This window comes from Trinickia symbiotica, from assembly GCF_003028655.1.
Taxonomy (GTDB): Bacteria; Pseudomonadota; Gammaproteobacteria; order Burkholderiales; family Burkholderiaceae; genus Trinickia; species Trinickia symbiotica_A.
In genome coordinates this window covers 336,010-353,388 of the sequence record NZ_PYUC01000003.1, presented here as the reverse complement: position 1 = coordinate 353,388, position 17,379 = coordinate 336,010, and the positions used below count along the sequence as shown (strand labels likewise).

Annotated in this window: 14 protein-coding genes; 5 read left to right on the top strand and 9 right to left on the bottom strand. The window is 64.4% G+C overall.

Annotated elements, in window-relative coordinates:
* Positions 1–23 precede the first annotated feature (23 nt).
* From mreD to C9I57_RS07680, 3 genes are all read right to left on the bottom strand, one after another.
* A complete protein-coding gene (gene mreD / locus C9I57_RS07690) occupies positions 24–536 on the bottom strand; it encodes a rod shape-determining protein MreD (RefSeq protein WP_107150022.1) in 513 nt (170 codons plus the stop codon).
* Entirely contained in the window at positions 533–1,663 is a 1,131-nt protein-coding gene (gene mreC, locus C9I57_RS07685) for a rod shape-determining protein MreC (protein ID WP_107150021.1), read from the bottom strand. The genes mreD and mreC overlap by 4 nt, the downstream gene beginning before the upstream one ends.
* Positions 1,664–1,812: 149 nt before the next feature.
* Positions 1,813–2,856 carry a rod shape-determining protein gene (locus tag C9I57_RS07680; RefSeq protein WP_017772379.1) on the bottom strand — a complete coding sequence of 348 codons (1,044 nt, stop codon included), beginning with the start codon at positions 2,854–2,856 and terminating at the stop codon, positions 1,813–1,815.
* A 406-nt stretch (positions 2,857–3,262) separates the two neighbouring features.
* Between C9I57_RS07680 and gatC the strand changes: the two genes are divergently transcribed.
* From gatC to C9I57_RS07655, 5 genes are all read left to right on the top strand, one after another.
* On the top strand, positions 3,263–3,562 hold the full coding sequence (gene gatC / locus C9I57_RS07675) for an Asp-tRNA(Asn)/Glu-tRNA(Gln) amidotransferase subunit GatC (RefSeq protein ID WP_107150020.1): 300 nt from the start codon (positions 3,263–3,265) through the stop codon (positions 3,560–3,562).
* 34 nt (positions 3,563–3,596) lie between these two features.
* Positions 3,597–5,090: an Asp-tRNA(Asn)/Glu-tRNA(Gln) amidotransferase subunit GatA gene (gene gatA, locus C9I57_RS07670; RefSeq protein ID WP_107150019.1), complete on the top strand. Its 1,494-nt coding sequence runs from the start codon at positions 3,597–3,599 to the stop codon at positions 5,088–5,090.
* 5 nt (positions 5,091–5,095) lie between these two features.
* A complete protein-coding gene (gatB, locus tag C9I57_RS07665; RefSeq protein ID WP_107150018.1) occupies positions 5,096–6,571 on the top strand; it encodes an Asp-tRNA(Asn)/Glu-tRNA(Gln) amidotransferase subunit GatB in 1,476 nt (491 codons plus the stop codon).
* A 126-nt stretch (positions 6,572–6,697) separates the two neighbouring features.
* Positions 6,698–7,537 carry a PPK2 family polyphosphate kinase gene (locus C9I57_RS07660; protein ID WP_107150017.1) on the top strand — a complete coding sequence of 280 codons (840 nt, stop codon included), beginning with the start codon at positions 6,698–6,700 and terminating at the stop codon, positions 7,535–7,537.
* A 27-nt stretch (positions 7,538–7,564) separates the two neighbouring features.
* On the top strand, positions 7,565–8,341 hold the full coding sequence (locus tag C9I57_RS07655) for an exodeoxyribonuclease III (protein WP_107150016.1): 777 nt from the start codon (positions 7,565–7,567) through the stop codon (positions 8,339–8,341).
* Between the two features lie 36 nt (positions 8,342–8,377).
* Here C9I57_RS07655 and C9I57_RS07650 read toward each other — a convergent pair whose 3' ends face one another.
* From C9I57_RS07650 to C9I57_RS07625, 6 genes are all read right to left on the bottom strand, one after another.
* Positions 8,378–9,283: an EamA family transporter gene (locus C9I57_RS07650; protein WP_107150015.1), complete on the bottom strand. Its 906-nt coding sequence runs from the start codon at positions 9,281–9,283 to the stop codon at positions 8,378–8,380.
* Positions 9,284–9,430: 147 nt separating this feature from the next.
* Positions 9,431–11,155: a carboxylesterase/lipase family protein gene (locus C9I57_RS07645; protein WP_107150014.1), complete on the bottom strand. Its 1,725-nt coding sequence runs from the start codon at positions 11,153–11,155 to the stop codon at positions 9,431–9,433.
* Positions 11,156–11,315: 160 nt separating this feature from the next.
* Positions 11,316–12,968, bottom strand: a complete 1,653-nt coding sequence (locus tag C9I57_RS07640) for a carboxylesterase/lipase family protein (RefSeq protein WP_107150013.1) — start codon at positions 12,966–12,968, stop codon at positions 11,316–11,318.
* A gap of 93 nt (positions 12,969–13,061) precedes the next feature.
* On the bottom strand, positions 13,062–14,903 hold the full coding sequence (locus C9I57_RS07635) for a carboxylesterase/lipase family protein (RefSeq protein ID WP_107150012.1): 1,842 nt from the start codon (positions 14,901–14,903) through the stop codon (positions 13,062–13,064).
* A gap of 187 nt (positions 14,904–15,090) precedes the next feature.
* Entirely contained in the window at positions 15,091–16,110 is a 1,020-nt protein-coding gene (locus C9I57_RS07630) for a M48 family metallopeptidase (protein WP_107150011.1), read from the bottom strand.
* A complete protein-coding gene (locus tag C9I57_RS07625) occupies positions 16,092–17,378 on the bottom strand; it encodes an AmpG family muropeptide MFS transporter (RefSeq protein WP_107150191.1) in 1,287 nt (428 codons plus the stop codon). Before C9I57_RS07625 ends, C9I57_RS07630 begins: the two co-directional genes overlap by 19 nt.
* Position 17,379: the final 1 nt, after the last annotated feature.

Below are 17,379 nucleotides of genomic sequence, written 5' to 3'. Positions count from 1 at the left end.
TCTCGCGTCTTCGCGGCGCTTGATTAGATGGGACGCGTGTCGTCCGGATCGGCCGGGCGGCGCTGCGGAATCAAGAGCAGCGTGCAGGCGAGCGGCCAGAGCGCGGCTTCGACGAAACCGTGGATCAGGTACCCCCAGCCCGGAAACGCGGCGCCGGTCAGCAGGCGAATGATGAACGGGACGAGCTGAGCGGTGACGAGCAGCGGCGCGACGGCGAAGACCTGCAGGCCGCGCGGCATCCAGAGCACGCGCCGGTGAATCGTGATCGCGCCGTACGAGAGCAGCGTGTAGGCGAGCGCGTGCTCGCCGAGCAGGCTTGCGTCGTGGACGTCCATCAGGAGGCCGAGCAGGAACGCAATGCCCATGCCGACTTTGCGTGGCTGATGGACGTTCCAGAACAGCAGGACGAGCGCGACGAAATCGGGCACGCCGATGAGCCGGCCCCATGGCATCAGATTCAGCAGGAACGCGGCCGCGAGACTGAACGCGATGAAGTACGGATTGACCGGCAGCAGAATGTATTGCGGACGGTTCATCGCGCGGCTCCCGATGCCGCATGACCCGCGGCCGGCGCTTGTGGGTTCTTCGTGCCGGCAGCCGGTTTGTCCGTGGGCTTCAGGGCCTGCCCGGCCGCTTTGCCGGTCGCCGAGCTCGCTTGCAAATCGGATGCCGCCTTGTCGACGGGCTTCCCGACTGTCTGAGAGGCAGCCTTGTCGGTCTTGCCGCCCTGCGCGGCCTTGTCGTTTTTGTCGGCCGTCTTCGCCGCCTTCTTGCCTTTCGCGTCCTTCTGCGCGGCCGGCGCCGGCAGCGGCTCGGGGCGCGGCGGTATGCCGCTCTTGTAGCTGACCACGAGCACGTCGCGCGCGCCGCGCACGGCGGCGACGGGCACGCAAACGACGCGTGCGAACGCCGTATCGGCGAGCTTGTCGACACGCACGACTTTCGCGACGGGGAGTCCGGGCGGATAGATGCCGTCCAGGCCGCTCGTCACGAGCTCATCGCCGACGACGATGTCGGCGCTGATCGGCACGAAGCGCAATTCGAGCGCATTGCCGGCGGGGGTGCCATAGACGACGCCGCGTAGCCCGGTGCGCACGATCTGCACGGGCACGGCCTGGTCTTTGTCCGTGAGCAGCGTGACCTCCGACTGCATCGGGAAGACGCGCGTGACCTGCCCGATCATGCCGTCCTCGGTGACGACGGGCGAACCTTCCTCGACGCTTTGCTGCGAGCCACGCCCGATGACGACCTTCTGCGTGAACGGGTCGCGCATGTCGTACTGGATCTCGGCCGGCGTCGTCTGCACGCCCGTTTGTTCGCGAAGCGCGAGCAACGCGCGCAGGTGCGCGTTTTCGGCGGCGAGCGACGCGGTTCGATTCGCCTGGACGGACAGCCGAAGATTGTCCGAGCTCAGCTTCGCGTTATCGCGGCGCAATGTCGCCGTGGAGACGACGAAGCTCGTCGCGTCGACGATCATGTCACGCGGAACGAGCGCCGCGCGTTGCAACGGATAGAGTCCGATGTCGAGTACGGCGCGCACCATCTCGAGCGTCCTGAAGCGGGCGTCGGAGACGAGCAGCGCGAGGGCCAGGGCAACGAAGAAAATGAGCCGCGCAAGCGCGGACGGGCCTTGCTTGAATAGCGGCGGCGGACTGTATTCCATGGTCGACGCCGGGGGCGTGATCGTGAGCGGGCGACGCGTTCCTCAGCGCATCGGCTGCGCCGGGGATGTCGTGCGTGCGGCACCCCGAAGGGAGCACCCTTTCGGGGGCTCCCTGAGGCAGTCCGCTTGGGAGGCGCCCGCGAACGCCATCACTCGTACGAGAAGATGCTGCCGAGCTTGTCCATCCGCTCGAGCGCCATGCCCGAGCCGCGCACGACGCAGGTGAGCGGATCTTCGGCGACGAGCACGGGCAGGCCCGTTTCTTCGGCGAGCAGCCGGTCGAGATCGCGCAAGAGCGCGCCGCCGCCCGTCAGCATCATGCCGCGCTCGGCGATGTCGGCGCCGAGCTCCGGCGGGGTCTGCTCGAGCGCGATCTTGACCGAGGAGACGATCTGGTTGAGCGGATCGGTCAGCGCTTCGAGAATCTCGTTGCTCGAGATCGTGAAGCTGCGCGGAATGCCCTCGGAGAGGTTGCGCCCCTTCACTTCCATTTCCTTCACTTCGGAGCCCGGGAACGCCGAGCCGATTTCCTTTTTGATCGCTTCGGCCGTCTGCTCACCGATCAGCATGCCGTAGTTGCGGCGGATGTAGTTGACGATCGCCTCGTCGAACTTGTCGCCGCCGACGCGCACCGAGCCCTTGTAGACGATGCCGCCGAGCGAGATCACGCCGACTTCCGTCGTGCCGCCGCCGATATCGACGACCATCGAGCCCGTCGCTTCGGAGACCGGGAGCCCGGCGCCGATCGCCGCGGCCATCGGCTCCTCGATCAGGTAGACCTGCGAGGCGCCGGCGCCATGCGCGGCTTCCTTGATCGCGCGGCGCTCGACCTGAGTGGAGCCGCAGGGCACGCAGATGATGATGCGCGGCGAAGGCGAGAACATCCGCGATTCGTGCGCCGTCTTGATGAACTGCTTGATCATCTGCTCGGTGACGGTGAAATCCGCGATCACGCCGTCTTTCATGGGGCGGATCGCTTCGATGTTGCCCGGCACCTTGCCGAGCATCTGCTTTGCTTCGCGGCCGACCGCCTGGATCGTTTTCTTGCCGTTGGGACCGCCTTCCTGGCGGATCGACACGACGGACGGTTCATCGAGGACGATGCCCTTGCCGCGCATGTAGATGAGGGTGTTGGCGGTGCCGAGGTCGATCGCCAGATCGTTCGAGAAGTAGCTGCGCAAAAAGCCGAACATGAAATTCCTGTCTCGCCGGAGAGCCGTGCTTCGCCACGAGGCGCCGCCACGGCAGCGGAAATTAAAATAAAAGCTTCGGGATCGGGCGAGAGCGGCCGCATGAGAACATGGGAGGCGCCGCCACCGCGAGCGCGAAGCTGCGATGATGAATTCGACCGGAGGCCGCCCTAAACGAGACGGCGGGCGAGGCGGCGGCTTCGAAGAGCGCCGAGTGGCCTGGGCCCGGGGCGGTCCGGGTTTGATTCGAACGCGTAATGATACCTTATAATTTCGACCTATTTGTAGTGAAGAGACGGTCCTTTTTGCCGCTATTCGGCCCATGGTCGGAGGGCCTGATCCGATGTCCCGACCCTTTGGCGCAGCAGGCTCTTCGCGCTGCGCCGCGCCCTATTTTTCCGGTGAGAGCATGGCCTTGACCTTGACCGATGTGAAACGCATCGCCCACCTCGCGCGGCTCGAGCTCGCCGACGCCGACGCCGAGCATACGCTCGTCCAGCTCAACGAGTTCTTCGGGCTCGTCGAGCAGATGCAGGCGGTCGACACGACCGGCATCGCCCCGCTGGCCCATCCGATCGAGCAGATCGAGGACGTGGCGCTGCGCTTGCGCGACGATGCCGTCACCGAGACCGTCGATCGCGAGGACAACCAGAGGAGCGCGCCGGCCGTGCAGGACGGCCTTTACCTCGTGCCGAAGGTCATCGAGTAGAAAGCCTTCACGACAGGACAGGAACGAATTCGAGATGCATGACAAAAGTTTGACCGAGCTGGCGCGCGCGCTGGCCACGAAAGAGATCTCCGCCGTCGAGCTCGCGCAGCACTACCTCGCGCGAATCGAGGCCGCGCGCGAGCTCAACGCGTTCATCGAAGTCGAGCCGGAGCGCACGCTCGAAGCCGCGCGCGCGGCCGATGCGCGGATCGCGGCCGGCAGCGCCGGGCCGCTGACGGGTGTACCCGTCGCGCACAAGGACGTGTTCGTCACGCGCGGCTGGCATTCGACGGCGGGCTCCAAGATGTTGGCCGGGTACGAGAGCCCGTTCGACGCGACCGTCGTCGAGCGTCTCGCGCGTGCCGGCATGGTGACGCTCGGCAAGACGAACATGGACGAGTTCGCGATGGGCTCGTCGAACGAGAATTCGGCGTTCGGGCCCGTGCGCAATCCTTGGGACAAGCGAGCGGTGCCGGGCGGCTCATCGGGCGGCTCGGCCGCGGCCGTGGCAGCGAGACTCGCGCCCGCGGCGACCGCCACCGATACGGGCGGCTCGATTCGCCAGCCCGCGTCATTCTCTGGCGTGACGGGGATCAAGCCGACTTACGGGCGCGTCTCGCGTTACGGGATGATCGCGTTCGCCTCGTCGCTCGACCAGGGCGGCCCCATGGCGGGAAGCGCGGCCGATTGCGCGCTTTTGCTGAACGCGATGGCCGGCTTCGATGAGCGCGACTCGACGAGCTTGCGGCGTCCCGACGAAGACTTTGCGCGTCATCTCGGCAAGACATGGGCGGATGACGCAGCGGCGGGCAAGCCGCTCGCCGGTTTGCGCATCGGTCTGCCGAACGAGTATTTCGGCGCGGGCCTGGCCGGTGATGTGCGCGCGGCCATCGACGCGGCGCTCGCGCAGTACGAGGCGCTTGGCGCGACACTCGTGCCCGTCTCGCTGCCGAAGACGGAGTTCTCGATCCCGGTCTATTACGTGATCGCGCCGGCGGAAGCCTCGTCGAATCTCTCGCGGTTCGACGGCGTGCGTTACGGCCATCGCGCCGCCGAGTACCGCGACCTGCTCGACATGTACAAGAAGTCGCGCGCCGAAGGGTTCGGGCCCGAAGTGAAGCGCCGAATTCTCGTCGGCACGTACGTGCTTTCGCACGGCTATTACGACGCCTATTACCTGCAGGCGCAGAAGATTCGCCGCATTATCGCGCAGGATTTCCAGGAGGCATTCAAGGTCTGCGACGTCATCATGGGGCCCGTGGCGCCGACGGTCGCCTGGGATATCGGCGCGAAGGGCGACGATCCCGTGCAGATGTATCTCGCGGACATTTATACCCTCTCGGTGAGCCTTGCCGGCCTGCCTGGCATGAGCGTGCCGTGCGGCTTCGGCGGCACGGGCGGCGATGCCGAGCGGCCCGTCGGTCTGCAAATCATCGGCAACTATTTCAGCGAGGCGCGGATGCTGCAAGTCGCGGATGCGTTCCAGCGCGTCACGACCTGGCATACGCAGTCCCCCGCAGGAGCTTGAACCCTATGTCGCAATGGGAAGTCGTAATCGGTCTCGAGACGCATGCGCAACTGTCGACGGACTCGAAAATTTTCTCGGGCGCATCGACGCGCTTCGGCGCCGAGCCGAACACGCAGGCATGCGCCGTCGATCTCGCGCTGCCGGGTGTGCTGCCCGTGCTGAATCGCGGGGCCGTCGAGCGTGCGATCCGCCTCGGCCTCGCGATCGGCGCGACGGTCGCGCCGCGCAGCATCTTCGCGCGCAAGAATTATTTCTACCCCGATCTGCCGAAGGGCTATCAGATCAGCCAGTACGAAATACCCGTCGTCCAAGGCGGTAGCGTCACGATCCAGGTGCCCGCCAACGAAAAGGCGGGCACGCAAGCGTATGAAAAGACGATCCATCTCACGCGCGCGCATCTCGAAGAGGATGCAGGCAAGTCGTTGCACGAGGACTTCGCGGGCATGAGCGGCATCGATCTGAACCGCGCGGGCACGCCGCTGCTTGAGATCGTCACCGAGCCCGATATGCGCAGCGCGGCCGAGGCCGTCGCGTACGCGAAGGCCCTTCATGCGCTCGTCGTATGGCTCGGCATCTGCGACGGCAACATGCAGGAAGGGTCTTTTCGCTGCGACGCGAACGTGTCGGTGCGTCCGGTCGGCCAGAAGGAGTTCGGCACGCGCGCGGAAATCAAGAACCTGAACTCGTTCCGCTTCCTTGAGGAGGCGATTCAGTACGAAATGCGCCGCCAGATCGAGCTGATCGAGGACGGCGGCACCGTCGTGCAGGAAACGCGCCTTTACGATCCTGACAAGCGCGAGACGCGCTCGATGCGCAGCAAGGAAGATGCGCACGATTACCGCTATTTCCCCGATCCCGACCTGATGCCGCTCGTCATCGATGCGGGCTGGATCGAGCGCGTGCAGGGAGAGATGCCGGAACTGCCGGCGGCAATGCAGCAGCGCTTCGTCGCGCAATACGGCGTGACGGCCTATGACGCATCGGTGCTCACGTCGAGCAAGGCGATGGCGGGCTACTTCGAGGCCGTCGTCGCAAAGACGGGCCCGGCTCAAGCAAAGATGGCGGCGAACTGGCTGATGGGCGAAGTATCGTCGCAGCTCAATCGCGACGGTCTCGACATCGAGCAAAGCCCCGTTTCGGCCGCGCAACTGGCGCTGGTCTTGCAACGGATTGCCGACGGAACGATCTCGAACAAGATCGCAAAGGAAGTATTCCTCGCGATGTGGGACGAGAAGGCGACGGACGACGGCGCGGCCGACCGCATCATCGAGGCGAAGGGCCTGAAGCAAATCTCCGATACGGGCGAGCTCGAGGCGATCATCGACGAGGTGCTCACCGCGAACCCGAAGTCGGTCGACGAATATCGTGCCGGCAAGGAGAAGGCATTCAACGCGCTCATTGGCCAGGCGATGAAGGCGACCAAAGGCAAGGCCAATCCGCAGCAGGTAGGCGAGCTCTTGAAGAAGAAGCTGTCGTCCTGAACACGGCGGTCGTGACGCCACGGCATGTTCACCCTCGATTGCAGGCTTGCGAACGTGCGTTGCCGGCCGCAGCGCAGGAGAGTGGGCCGCCGCGAGTGAACAGCCTAGACGAAAGGACAGCACGGCATGATGAAACAGGCGCATCTCGACGATTTCCGCATTCCGTTCTTCGAGAACGGCAAGAAGGCTCACGCGTTTGCGCTCGACGATTTCGATACCGGCGCGAAGCCTTTTTCGGCGGGCTCGAAGTCGGCCGATCGCGAGCGCCTCGCCGAGTTGGCCGTGCGGCTCGACGAGCTGCAGGAGCGCTTGCATGCGCAGCGCCGCGAGCGCGTGCTGCTGATCCTGCAGGGGATGGATACGAGCGGCAAGGACGGCACGATCCGCGCCGTCTTCCATGAAACCGATCCCCTCGGACTGCGGATTACGTCCTTTCGCGCACCGACGCTCGACGAGGCCGCGCACGACTTTCTCTGGCGCGTCCATCGCTATGCGCCCGCGGCCGGCGAGCTCGCGATCTTCAATCGCAGTCACTACGAGGATGTGCTCGTGCCGCGCGTGCTGGGCCAGCTGACGGATGCCGAGCTCGCATGCCGCTATCAGCATATTCGGCATTTCGAGGCATTGCTGGCCGATTCCGGCACCGCGATCGTCAAGTGTTTTCTGCACATATCGAAGGACGAGCAGCGCCGGCGCTTGCAGGCGCGCATCGATGATTCCACCAAGCACTGGAAGTTCGACCTCTCCGACCTGGAAGCGAGGCAGCATTGGGACGCCTATCAAGCGGCCTATCGCGACGCGCTCGCGGCGACATCGACCGAGCGTGCGCCGTGGTACGTCGTGCCGGCCGACTCGAAGTCGCATCGGAATGTGATGGTGGCAACGCTGCTCTTGCGCTTGCTCGAAGGCCTCAAGCTCGAATACCCGCCGGCGAAGGAATCGCTGAAGGGCGTCACAGTTGCTTGAACGAACAAAAAGGAACGGGAAAACACCATGCTGCGAGTCATCACCGCTAATTTGAACGGTATTCGCTCCGCCGCGAAGAAGGGCTTTTTCGAATGGTTCGGACAACAAAACGCCGATATCGTCTGCGTGCAGGAAGTGAAGTGCTCGCAAGACGATATGACGCCAGAGTTCCTTGCTCCGCACGGCTTCACCGGCTATTTTCAGCATGCGGTCAAGAAGGGCTACAGCGGCGCGGGGCTTTACACGCGTCACAAGCCTGACGACGTCATCATCGGCTTCGGCAGCGAGGAGTTCGATCCGGAGGGGCGGTATGTCGAGGCTCGCTTCGGGAAGCTCTCGATCGTATCGGTCTATGTTCCGTCAGGGTCGAGCGGCGAAGACCGACAGCAGGCCAAATACCGTTTCATGGACGAGTTCATGCCGCATCTCGCCGCGCTCAAGAAGGAGCGCGAGGTCATCCTTTGCGGCGATGTGAACATCGTCCACAAGGAAATCGACATCAAGAACTGGAAAAGCAACCAGAAGAATTCGGGTTGCCTTCCGGAGGAACGCGCGTGGCTGACGAAGCTTCTCGACGAGGTGGGCTACGTCGACGTTTTCCGCACCCTCGATCCGCGACCCGAGCAGTACACCTGGTGGAGCAATCGCGGGCAGGCCTATGCGAAGAACGTCGGGTGGCGGATCGACTATCAGATTGCGACGCCTGAAATCGCGGGCAAGGCGAAGGGCACCTCTATCTTTCGCGACATCAAGTTTAGCGACCACGCGCCGTTGACAGTCGATTACGAGCACGAAGTGAAGTAAAAACGAGCGGGCTCCCGCTCGTTTGCCGCATCGAGCCTAGCGATTCCGTTCTGTCGATGTCCGTTCCCGCGGACGGAAAGCGCCGACGATGCGCTCACCGAGTACGCTCGCGGCGAGGCCTGCCATGACGAGCGCCGCACCGGCCATTTGAGCCGCCGACAACGCTTCGCCTAGCAGCAGCGATGCCGAGGCAAGGCCGACGATCGGCACGAGCAGCGCAAATGGAGCGACTTCGCCGACCGGATGGCGCGAAAGCAGGCGGCTCCACAGTCCATAGCCGAGCAACGTGGCCACGAACGCAAGATAGGCAACGGCGAAGATCGACGACGGCCCGATGCCGGATAGCGCCGCGACAATGCGCTCGCGGCCTTCGAACAGGTAGGAGAGCGCGAGAAACGGCAGCGGCGGGATGAGGCTCGCCCACACGATAAAGCCGACCAGATCGACTTTGCCGATCTTCTTCGCGACGATATTGCCGAGCCCCCACGATGCCGCCGCGCAAAGCGTCAGGACGAAACCGGCCGCTGTCATCGCCTGGCCGCCTTGCAACGCAATGACCGCCAGACCGGTGGCTGCGACGAAAAGGCCCACGATGTTTTGCGCGCGCATCCGCTCGCGCAGGAGCCACCGTGCGAATAACAGTGTGAAAAACGCCTGAGCCTGCAGCACGAGCGACGCGAGCCCTGCCGGCATGCCGACGTTCATTGCTGAAAAAAGGAAGGCGAACTGCCCGAACGAGATCGTGAGCCCGTAACCGAAGAGCCAACGCCATGCCACTTTCGGCCGCTTGACGAAGAATACGGCCGGAACGGCCGCCACGGCGAAACGCAACGCGCCGAGCAGCATCGGCGGCACGCCGTGCAGACCGACCTTGATCACGACAAAGTTCACGCCCCACACCACCACGACGACGAGTGCAAGCAGCAAATCCTTCGGCGACATTGTGCGGCCCCTTCGTTGGCTGAATGGGAAAGTGTAGCCTGTCGCCCTGATTCTCGAATGGCGCGATGACGGTTTGCTGCTGGCTTTCCGCTGACGGTCGCTCTTGGATTCGACCTCGAGCGACCGCAGCGGCGACGCGTGTTCTTATCATTGGCCGCTAGTAGGCGATTCCCGGCTTTCGATGAACCGCTGCAGGAAGGCATGCCGCGGTGCGTCGCGGTTCCACGACGTGTAAGGGGTCGTCGTGATCACTTGCTGTGCAAGCCCGCCTTGCTCCTCTTTGACGGCGGGCCAATTGGGCGGCGTAAGAAGGTTTGGTTTGCGCGTCAATCCCAGCGCGGAAAAATACGTGAGCGGATTTTCCGCATGGCGCGGGTTCGGGTTGCCTGTTCGCACAAACTGGGCGATATATGTCGAGAAGGCCTGTGACACCTTGTAGTCTTCGGGCCGCCATGCATATCGCGGCCGCTTGTCGAGATTGCCGAGGGCATATTCGATCTCCGCGCTGTGTACCGCACCGATGGTCGGTTGCGGCCCGCGTTGTTGTTCTGGACCGACCTCGACTTCGGGCGGACGGATATGCGCGTAATGGTAGAAGTAGACGGGTGCACGACCGGTGCGCCGATGCAAGTCCATCCACCGCCATGTGCTGTGACCCACGAATAGGTCGGTCGCGAGTGCGGTGCCCGAGCGCATCACTTCGTCGTTGTCTTTGCCGGGATAAAGCGCCAAGGCTTCGTTGGCTTGATCGCGGAATAAGTCGCCGATGGAAGCGCGCCAGTTCTCGGGCGTTGGCGTCGCGCCGCCCAGCACCTGATCGAAGTGGCCCTCTTGCGAATTGACGCCGAGCAACAGGGGCACCGGCGCCTGCCTGCCGCTCGCGAAAATTGATTCTGGGGACTCGGGGAGAAAATGACCGTCGACATGAGGCCAGAATCGGTAGGTTGGCTTGGCGGTCTCAGCTGTGGCGTCCAGCAGTGTGCTCGCAGGCAAAGCGCGTAGTTGGTCCAATGAAGTGGCGCCGACGCGCTCTGCAAGATAGCCGGCCGCACGTTCGGCTTCTTCGCGAGACCACGGTCTGAGCGGCGCCAATGCGGCGCCGCTTTCGCCGATCGCGCGAGCAAAGAGCCCACGCGATAAAGGCGAGGCCATATGCGCGCTGACGGAGATCGAGCCCGCTGAGTTGCCCGCTATGGTCACCTGCTCCGGATCGCCGCCGAACTGAGCGATGTTGTCCCGCACCCAGCGCAATGCGGCGACCTGGTCCAGCAGCCCATAATTGCCGGCCGTGCCGTGCGGCGACTCGCGAGCCGCTTCCGGTGGCGCGAGAAATCCAAACACGCCCAGCCGATAGTTGACGGTCACCACGACGAGCCTGCGCGCCGCGAAATTCTCGCCGTCGTAGCGGCCTTCGGAGCCGTCGCCGCCGATGAAACCCCCGCCATGAAAGTAGACGAGGACCGGGCGCTTGCCGTCTCTTGCATCCTGCCCGGGCGCCGGCGCCCAGACATTGAGATAAAGACAGTCTTCGCTCATCTCCTTCGAGCGGAACACGGGCCTAAATGGCGACGACTGCATGCAGCGAGGACCGAACTCGCGCGCGTTCCGAACGCCGGCCCACCGACCCACGGGCTGGGGCTCGCGCCAGCGAAGTTCGCCGATGGGCGGCGCGGCATACGGAATGCCGCGAAACACATGCAAATCGGTACGACCGACGCGGATACGCTCGCCCTGGACAACGCCTTCGTTCAACCGGACCTCGGCTGGGGGAGACGTGGGGAGCGCGCCCGCCGCGTGGGGCAGCGTGCAAATCAGCGATAGGGCGGCTGCAGCGGCCGTACGGTCCACAACTCGACTGACGATGGATCTCATCTTTTTGCCTCCTTGGTGATGGGGCGCCACTGTTCGGGACAATGGCACTTCGTGGGAGGCTTTCATCGTCTTACCGATGGATTTCGAGATCGTCTCTTTATTAAGAATCAGACCAATTTACCCATCGCGTTGTTCAGGACGCGAGCGTTTTCGTCGCACTTCAACGGGCGAGCGCGCCGGCCTTTCTGACTGCGTAGCTGGCTTCCAAGAGAGCATGCCGGGCGTCGACATCCTGAGCGGCCCTTTGCTTATCAGCGCCTATCGCATGCCGCAAATGGCCCTCACGAGTGACCTGTACGGCGGGCCACGTTGGCAGTCCGGCGCGGTTTGGATTGCCGTCTTTGATGAATTGTTCGACATGGCCCGAGAAGACGCGCGAAATCTCGCGGTCATCGGCGCTCCAAGGATACGAGGGACGACTGTCGAGGTTGTCGAGTGCGAAAAGAGCCTCCTTCGCATTCCAGGGGCGGACTACAGGATCCGGGAGGTCTTCTTCGTCCGGGGCGATAGGGTGCCGATGGGTATAGCCATAAAAGTAGATTCGAGCGAGACTCGTCTGCCGATGCAGGGTCATCCAGCGCCACGCCGAATGGCTGACCCACTCATCGCCGGCCAAGGCGGAAGCGGATCGCTTGATCTCTTCTTCGCTTTGGCCCGGATAGAGCGCATGCGCCTCGCCGGACCGATCGCCAAAGCGTTCCTCGAGCACATGCTGCCAGTTTTGTGGCGTTGGCGCGGCGCCTTCGAGCGCCATATCATGGTGGCCGACATATAAATCGGAGCCGACGAGGAGCGGCACGTGGGCCTGCGAGCCGCTGGCGAAAATGCCGTTCGGCGCTTTGGGCAAGAACCGGCCGTCGACGGACGGCCAGAATGCGATTGCCGGGTGCTTCGTCAACCCCGTGACGGCAAGAATCGAATCGGCCGAGGCAGCTCGCAGCGATTCGACCGTCGTCCTTCCCGACGTCCACGAAAATAAGGTCGACAAGGCTCGGGCGAGGCCACGCGGAAGCGCGAGTTGAGGCCTGAACGCGCCGCCACTGAAGCCGACGGCACGGGCGAAAAGGCCGCGGGACAACGGTGAGGCCATATGGGTGCTCACGGAAAACCCGCCGGCCGAATCGCCGGCGATCGTCACCTGCTCGGGATCCCCGCCAAATGCGGCGATGTTATCCCGGACCCATTCGAGAGCCGCGTGCTGATCGAGCAGGCCATAATTCCCGGCCGTGCCATGGGGCGATTCACTTTCGAGTTCCGGCAGAGCGAGGAAGCCGAATGCGCCGAGGCGGTAATTGACGGTGACCGTGACGATGCCGCGTGCCGCGAGGTTGCCGCCATCGTAGCGCGGCTCCGAGCCGTCTCCGACGTCGAAGTTGCCGCCGTGGAAGTAAACGAGCACCGGCAGTTTTTGTTCCTGACCGGATGCCGGCGTCCAGACGTTGAGGTAAAGGCAGTCCTCGCTCGTCTGAGCAGAACGGAACGTGATCTCGTAGGGTGGCGCCTGCATGCAGCGCGGCCCGAATTCAATGGCGCGCCGCACGCCGGCCCATCGCTCGACCGGCTTCGGCTCGCGCCAGCGCAACGTGCCGATCGGGGGAGCCGCATAGGGAATCCCGAGAAACACGCGCAGGTCCTTCTCGCCGACATGCATTCGCTTGCCTTCGATCGATCCATTGACGAGTGGTACTTCAAGCGATGGCTGCGCGGTCGTCGCGCTCGCACCGCAGGGAAGCATAAAAAAAACCGATACGGTCACTGCGGCTGCGACGATTGCAGCAAAGCGCCCTGCGGCGCGCCCCAGGGCGAGTTTCATTGAGTGTCTCTTGCTATTGATCGTGCTTCTCCAAGAGAGGCGCGCATTCCGGATCGAACCGAGCGGTGACCGGAATGCGCGCGACGGCAAGGCTTACTGCTCGGCTGACGCCGCCGGGCTGCTAGACGGGGAAAGGCTCGTCAATGCTTGAGGACCGCTTCCGCCGCGGGTCTCAAGCAGCCGCTGAACCAGGCCTTGGCGCGGCCCTTCGCGGTCCCACGCCAAGTGCGTGTTTTCACCGATCACTTGGCGCAGAATGCCCCTGTTGTCGGCGCGCACGGCCGGCCAGACAGGGATGTGCATGCCGGCTTGACGGCGCGCAGACGCCTGCTCTGCCCCAGCTGTGACGGGGGCCGGCGCTTCGGGTTCGGCGGCTACCTGCACCAACTCGATTGCCGTGTCGCTGCCGGATCCGGCGGACGCTGTCCCGTTGGGATTGCCGGTCTTCACGAACTGCTCGACGTAGCCGGAGAAAATGCGCGAGACGTCGTAGTCCACCGCGGTCCATGCGTATCGCCGCTGCTTCTGCAGGTTGCCGAGCGCGTACTCCACCTCGGCGCTGTGTGCCGCCCCGAGGGTGGGCTGCGGCGTTTTATGCTGCTCTTTCGCCGAATCCGTCGCAGGCGGCCGCGGTTGCGTGTAGCGGTAATAGTAGACGGGCGCGTGTCCGCCTTGCAGGTGCGACTGCATCCAGCGCCAGGCGCTGTTGCCGACGAAAAGATCTCCAGCAAGCGCCGTGGCGGCGTGCATCACCTCATTGTTGTCATTGCCGGGGTAATGCGCGAGCACTTCCTGCGCATGACCCGGGAACATCGTGGTGACCGTTTGGCGCCAGTTTTCCGGCGTAGGTGCGGCATCGCCAAGGAGCGTAGTGAAGTGGGCTTCCTGCGAATTGGAGCCGAGCATCAGCGGGACCGATGCCTGCTGACCCGCGCTATAGATCGATTCAGGCGACTCGGTCACGAAATGTCCGTCGACAGTCGGCCAGAAAATGGCGGCCGTCGACTTCGTCTTCGTGGCGGCGAGCACCTTGTCGGCCGGCACTGCGCGCAGTTGCTGCAGCGATGTGCCGCCGAGCATCGCCGCGAATTGCGTGGCCGCACGCTCGGCCTCATCGCGTTTCTTGAATCCGACCGACCCGAACGCCCCGCCGCTCTCGCCGATCGCGCGCGCGAAGAGCCCGCGCGATACCGGTGAGGTCATGTGGGCGCTAACCGAAACAGAACCGGCAGAATTGCCGGCGATCGTTACCTGATCCGGGTCACCTCCGAACTTCGTGATGTTGTTGCGGACCCAGCGCAGCGCGGCGGCCTGATCGAGCAGCCCGTAGTTTCCCGTTGCCCCATGCGACGATTCGCTTGCCGCTTCGGGCAGCGCGAGGAAGCCGAATGCGCCGAGACGATAGTTGACCGTCACGACGACAATGCCGCGCGAGGCAAGCTCCGCCCCATCATAGCGAGCCTCTGAGCCATCTCCGGCTGCGAAGCCGCCACCATGAAAATAGACGAGCACGGGCCGCTTCTTGTCTTCGCCGATGTCCGGCGACCAGACATTCAGATAGAGGCAATCCTCGCTCATCCCAGTGGCGCGGGTGTCGCGCTTCGACGATTTCAGCTGCATGCAACTGGGACCGAACTGTCGGGCGGGTCGGACACCGGCCCACCGCGCAACGGGTTGCGGCTCGCGCCAGCGGAATTCGCCAACGGGCGGTGCGGCGTAAGGAATCCCGCGGAACACCTTCACGGTGGGCGCTCGCATGCTGCGGCCGAACGCGGGTACGCGCATACCCTCCACGATGCCGTCGGAAAGCTGCACGGAGGGCGGCGTCGGCGCGGCCGCAGCCGCTTGCGCGACGCATGGCACCAGGCACGACAGCGCGAGGGCCGCGGCGGCCGCTGCTCGAGATGGCTCGAGTTTTCGGAATGTGATTCTCATTTTTTTGCCTCCATAGTTCGCTCACGCCGGCACCGAGATGGCGCCTGCCTCGCGTGAGGCCCTCAATCATCTTTGGCGGCGATTTTGAGAGAGCCCATTGTTTGAAAATCGGACGAAATAACCCCCCGCGCCTCGTTGCGTCGAGGAGGTTCAAAAAGAAAGCGGGAGAGAAATGGCGGGAGCGGACCTACCGATGGCGCGTGACGGTGCCGAGCATTCCCCGCATCCCGGGATAGTCCGGCAGCTGATTGACCGATACGCCGCGCGCCTTGGCGTAAAGCGCGAGCATGTCCGGCAGCCGTTTGATGATATCGAGCCGCCGGGCTACGGTATAAGGGTGCGCGCGAATGAAGCCGTCCTTGTCGCGCCGCGTGGCATCGGCGAGCTTGTCCCAGGCCGGCACGGCGGCACGAGGATCGAACCCGGCGCGGGCGGCGATATCCGCGCCGATGACGTCGGCTTCGGTTTCGTCGGTCGCGTCGTATTTCGTCGAGGCGGCAGGCGGACCGAAGGTCGCTCCCGTCGCCGGGGTGCCGTCGAGACCGGTTACCCCGAAAAGCGGCGGAATCGGGTTCGCGCCCAAGGAGATCGACGGCGGTTGACCGCCGAGCCGCTCGCGCACCTGCTCACGCAGTGCGTGCGCGATTTCGTGCCCGATGAGCAGGCCGAGCTCGTCGTCGCGCAAGCGAATCCGATCGAGCAGCCCTGAATAGACGAGAATCTTGCCGCCGGCCAAGCAAGACATGCCGATTTGAGGCGAACGGACGACGTTGACTTCCCAATGCCAGTCCTTGACGCGGTCGCTCCATTTTTCGGCAAGCGGGGCGAGCCTCATGGCGATGGCGCGGACTCGGTCAACTCGGGCATCGCTCGCCGGAAGCAACCGCCCCGACTCGCGCGCGCGCTCGACGAGCGCCGCGTATTCCACTGCCGACTGCGCCTCGAGAATCGGCGGCGGCACGAGGTTGCGGAACATCGCGTCGTTGCCGAAGTGGATGTCGGTGCCGGGCGTATAGGTCGGGTCTTTCGCGGCCGCGGCCGCGGCCGCGGTCGCGCTCGGCTTGGCCGCATGTGTGCGTCCCGGCAATCCGACAAGGCCCAGCAAAATAGCGAATGCTGACAGCAGCACGCGCGCCGACGCGAAGCAGCGCCGATCGAGCGAACGATTGTACGGACGGCCCTCCGCCGTTATGTGCGAACCCGCCATGGTGCGATCTTCGGCAACAGCAGCATGCCGGGTGCGGCCAGCACGGCGCAAACGAGAAAATAGTCGAACCAGCCGATGCGGGCGACGATGAAGCCGCTCGCGGCCGACGCCAGTGTGCGCGGCACCGACGCGAGGCTCGTGAATAGCGCGAACTGCGTCGCCGTGTAGCGCGGATCGGTGGTGCTCGCGATGTATGCGGTGAAAGCGGCGAGCGTGAGCCCCGTCGAAAACGTTTCGAAACCGTAGATGAGTGCCAGCGCCGCGGGCGAGGGGCCGATCTTCGCGAGCCAGGCGAAGCCGAGCGTCGAGACGATCTGCACCGCGCCGAAGATCCACAGCCCGCGCGCGATGCCGATCTTGACGAGCCACGCGCCGCCGATTATGCCGCCGGCGAGACTGGCCCAGAACGCCGTCGTCTTGGCGATCACGCCGATCTGCGTCTTTTCGAAGCCGAGATCGAGGAAGAACGACGTCGAGAGCGTCGTCGCCATCGTATCGCCGAGCTTGTAGAGGAAGATGAACGCAAGGACGACGAGCGCCGCCACCCAGCCGTCGCGTGCGACGAATTCCGAAAGCGGCAACACGATCGCCTCGCGCAGGTTTTTCGGCGGTGCGCCGTGCACTTCGGGCTCGCGCACGACGAGCGTCATCGCCATGCCGGGCAGCATGAACGCGGCCGTCGCGGCGAAGACCGTGGTCCAGGGCAGATGGTCGGACAGAATCAGCGACAGCGAGCCCGGAATCAGCGCGGCAACTTTGTACGCGTTCACGTGCACCGCATTGCCGAGGCCCTGCTCGGTATCGGCGAGCAGTTCGCGCCGGTAGGCGTCGATGACGATGTCCTGGCTCGCGCCGAAGAACGCGACGAGCGCCGTCAGCGCGGCGACGGTCCAGATCGCGTCGCGCGGCGACACGAAGCCGAGCGAGGCGATCGCGCAGGCGACGAGGATCTGCGTGGCCAGCATCCAGCCACGCCTGCGGCCTGGGCGCCAGCCGGGCAGGTGTGGCACGTAGCGGTCCATCAGCGGCGCCCAGATGAATTTCCAGGTGTACGGAAATTGAATCAGTGCGAAAAGACCGATTTCCTTGAGATTGACGCCTTCCGAGCGCAGCCAGGCCTGCACGAGATAAACGAGCGTGAAGAGCGGCAATCCGGACGTGAAGCCGAGAAAGACGCAAATCAGGATGCGCCGGTTGAGGAACGCCCGCCAGCCGGGATGGTCCTCGTGGGCGGCGAGCGCGCGCGCCTCATGCGGCGGATTGGGAATA

Bases quoted from the DNA above. Each gene is read 5' to 3' on its own strand.
- mreD (WP_107150022.1), bottom strand. From the start codon at position 536: ATGAACCGTCCGCAATACATTCTGCTGCCGGTCAATCCGTACTTCATC.
- mreC (WP_107150021.1), bottom strand. From the start codon at position 1,663: ATGGAATACAGTCCGCCGCCGCTATTCAAGCAAGGCCCGTCCGCGCTT.
- C9I57_RS07680 (WP_017772379.1), bottom strand. From the start codon at position 2,856: ATGTTCGGCTTTTTGCGCAGCTACTTCTCGAACGATCTGGCGATCGAC.
- gatC (WP_107150020.1), top strand. From the start codon at position 3,263: ATGGCCTTGACCTTGACCGATGTGAAACGCATCGCCCACCTCGCGCGG.
- gatA (WP_107150019.1), top strand. From the start codon at position 3,597: ATGCATGACAAAAGTTTGACCGAGCTGGCGCGCGCGCTGGCCACGAAA.
- gatB (WP_107150018.1), top strand. From the start codon at position 5,096: ATGTCGCAATGGGAAGTCGTAATCGGTCTCGAGACGCATGCGCAACTG.
- C9I57_RS07660 (WP_107150017.1), top strand. From the start codon at position 6,698: ATGATGAAACAGGCGCATCTCGACGATTTCCGCATTCCGTTCTTCGAG.
- C9I57_RS07655 (WP_107150016.1), top strand. From the start codon at position 7,565: ATGCTGCGAGTCATCACCGCTAATTTGAACGGTATTCGCTCCGCCGCG.
- C9I57_RS07650 (WP_107150015.1), bottom strand. From the start codon at position 9,283: ATGTCGCCGAAGGATTTGCTGCTTGCACTCGTCGTCGTGGTGGTGTGG.
- C9I57_RS07645 (WP_107150014.1), bottom strand. From the start codon at position 11,155: ATGAGATCCATCGTCAGTCGAGTTGTGGACCGTACGGCCGCTGCAGCC.
- C9I57_RS07640 (WP_107150013.1), bottom strand. From the start codon at position 12,968: ATGAAACTCGCCCTGGGGCGCGCCGCAGGGCGCTTTGCTGCAATCGTC.
- C9I57_RS07635 (WP_107150012.1), bottom strand. From the start codon at position 14,903: ATGAGAATCACATTCCGAAAACTCGAGCCATCTCGAGCAGCGGCCGCC.
- C9I57_RS07630 (WP_107150011.1), bottom strand. From the start codon at position 16,110: ATGGCGGGTTCGCACATAACGGCGGAGGGCCGTCCGTACAATCGTTCG.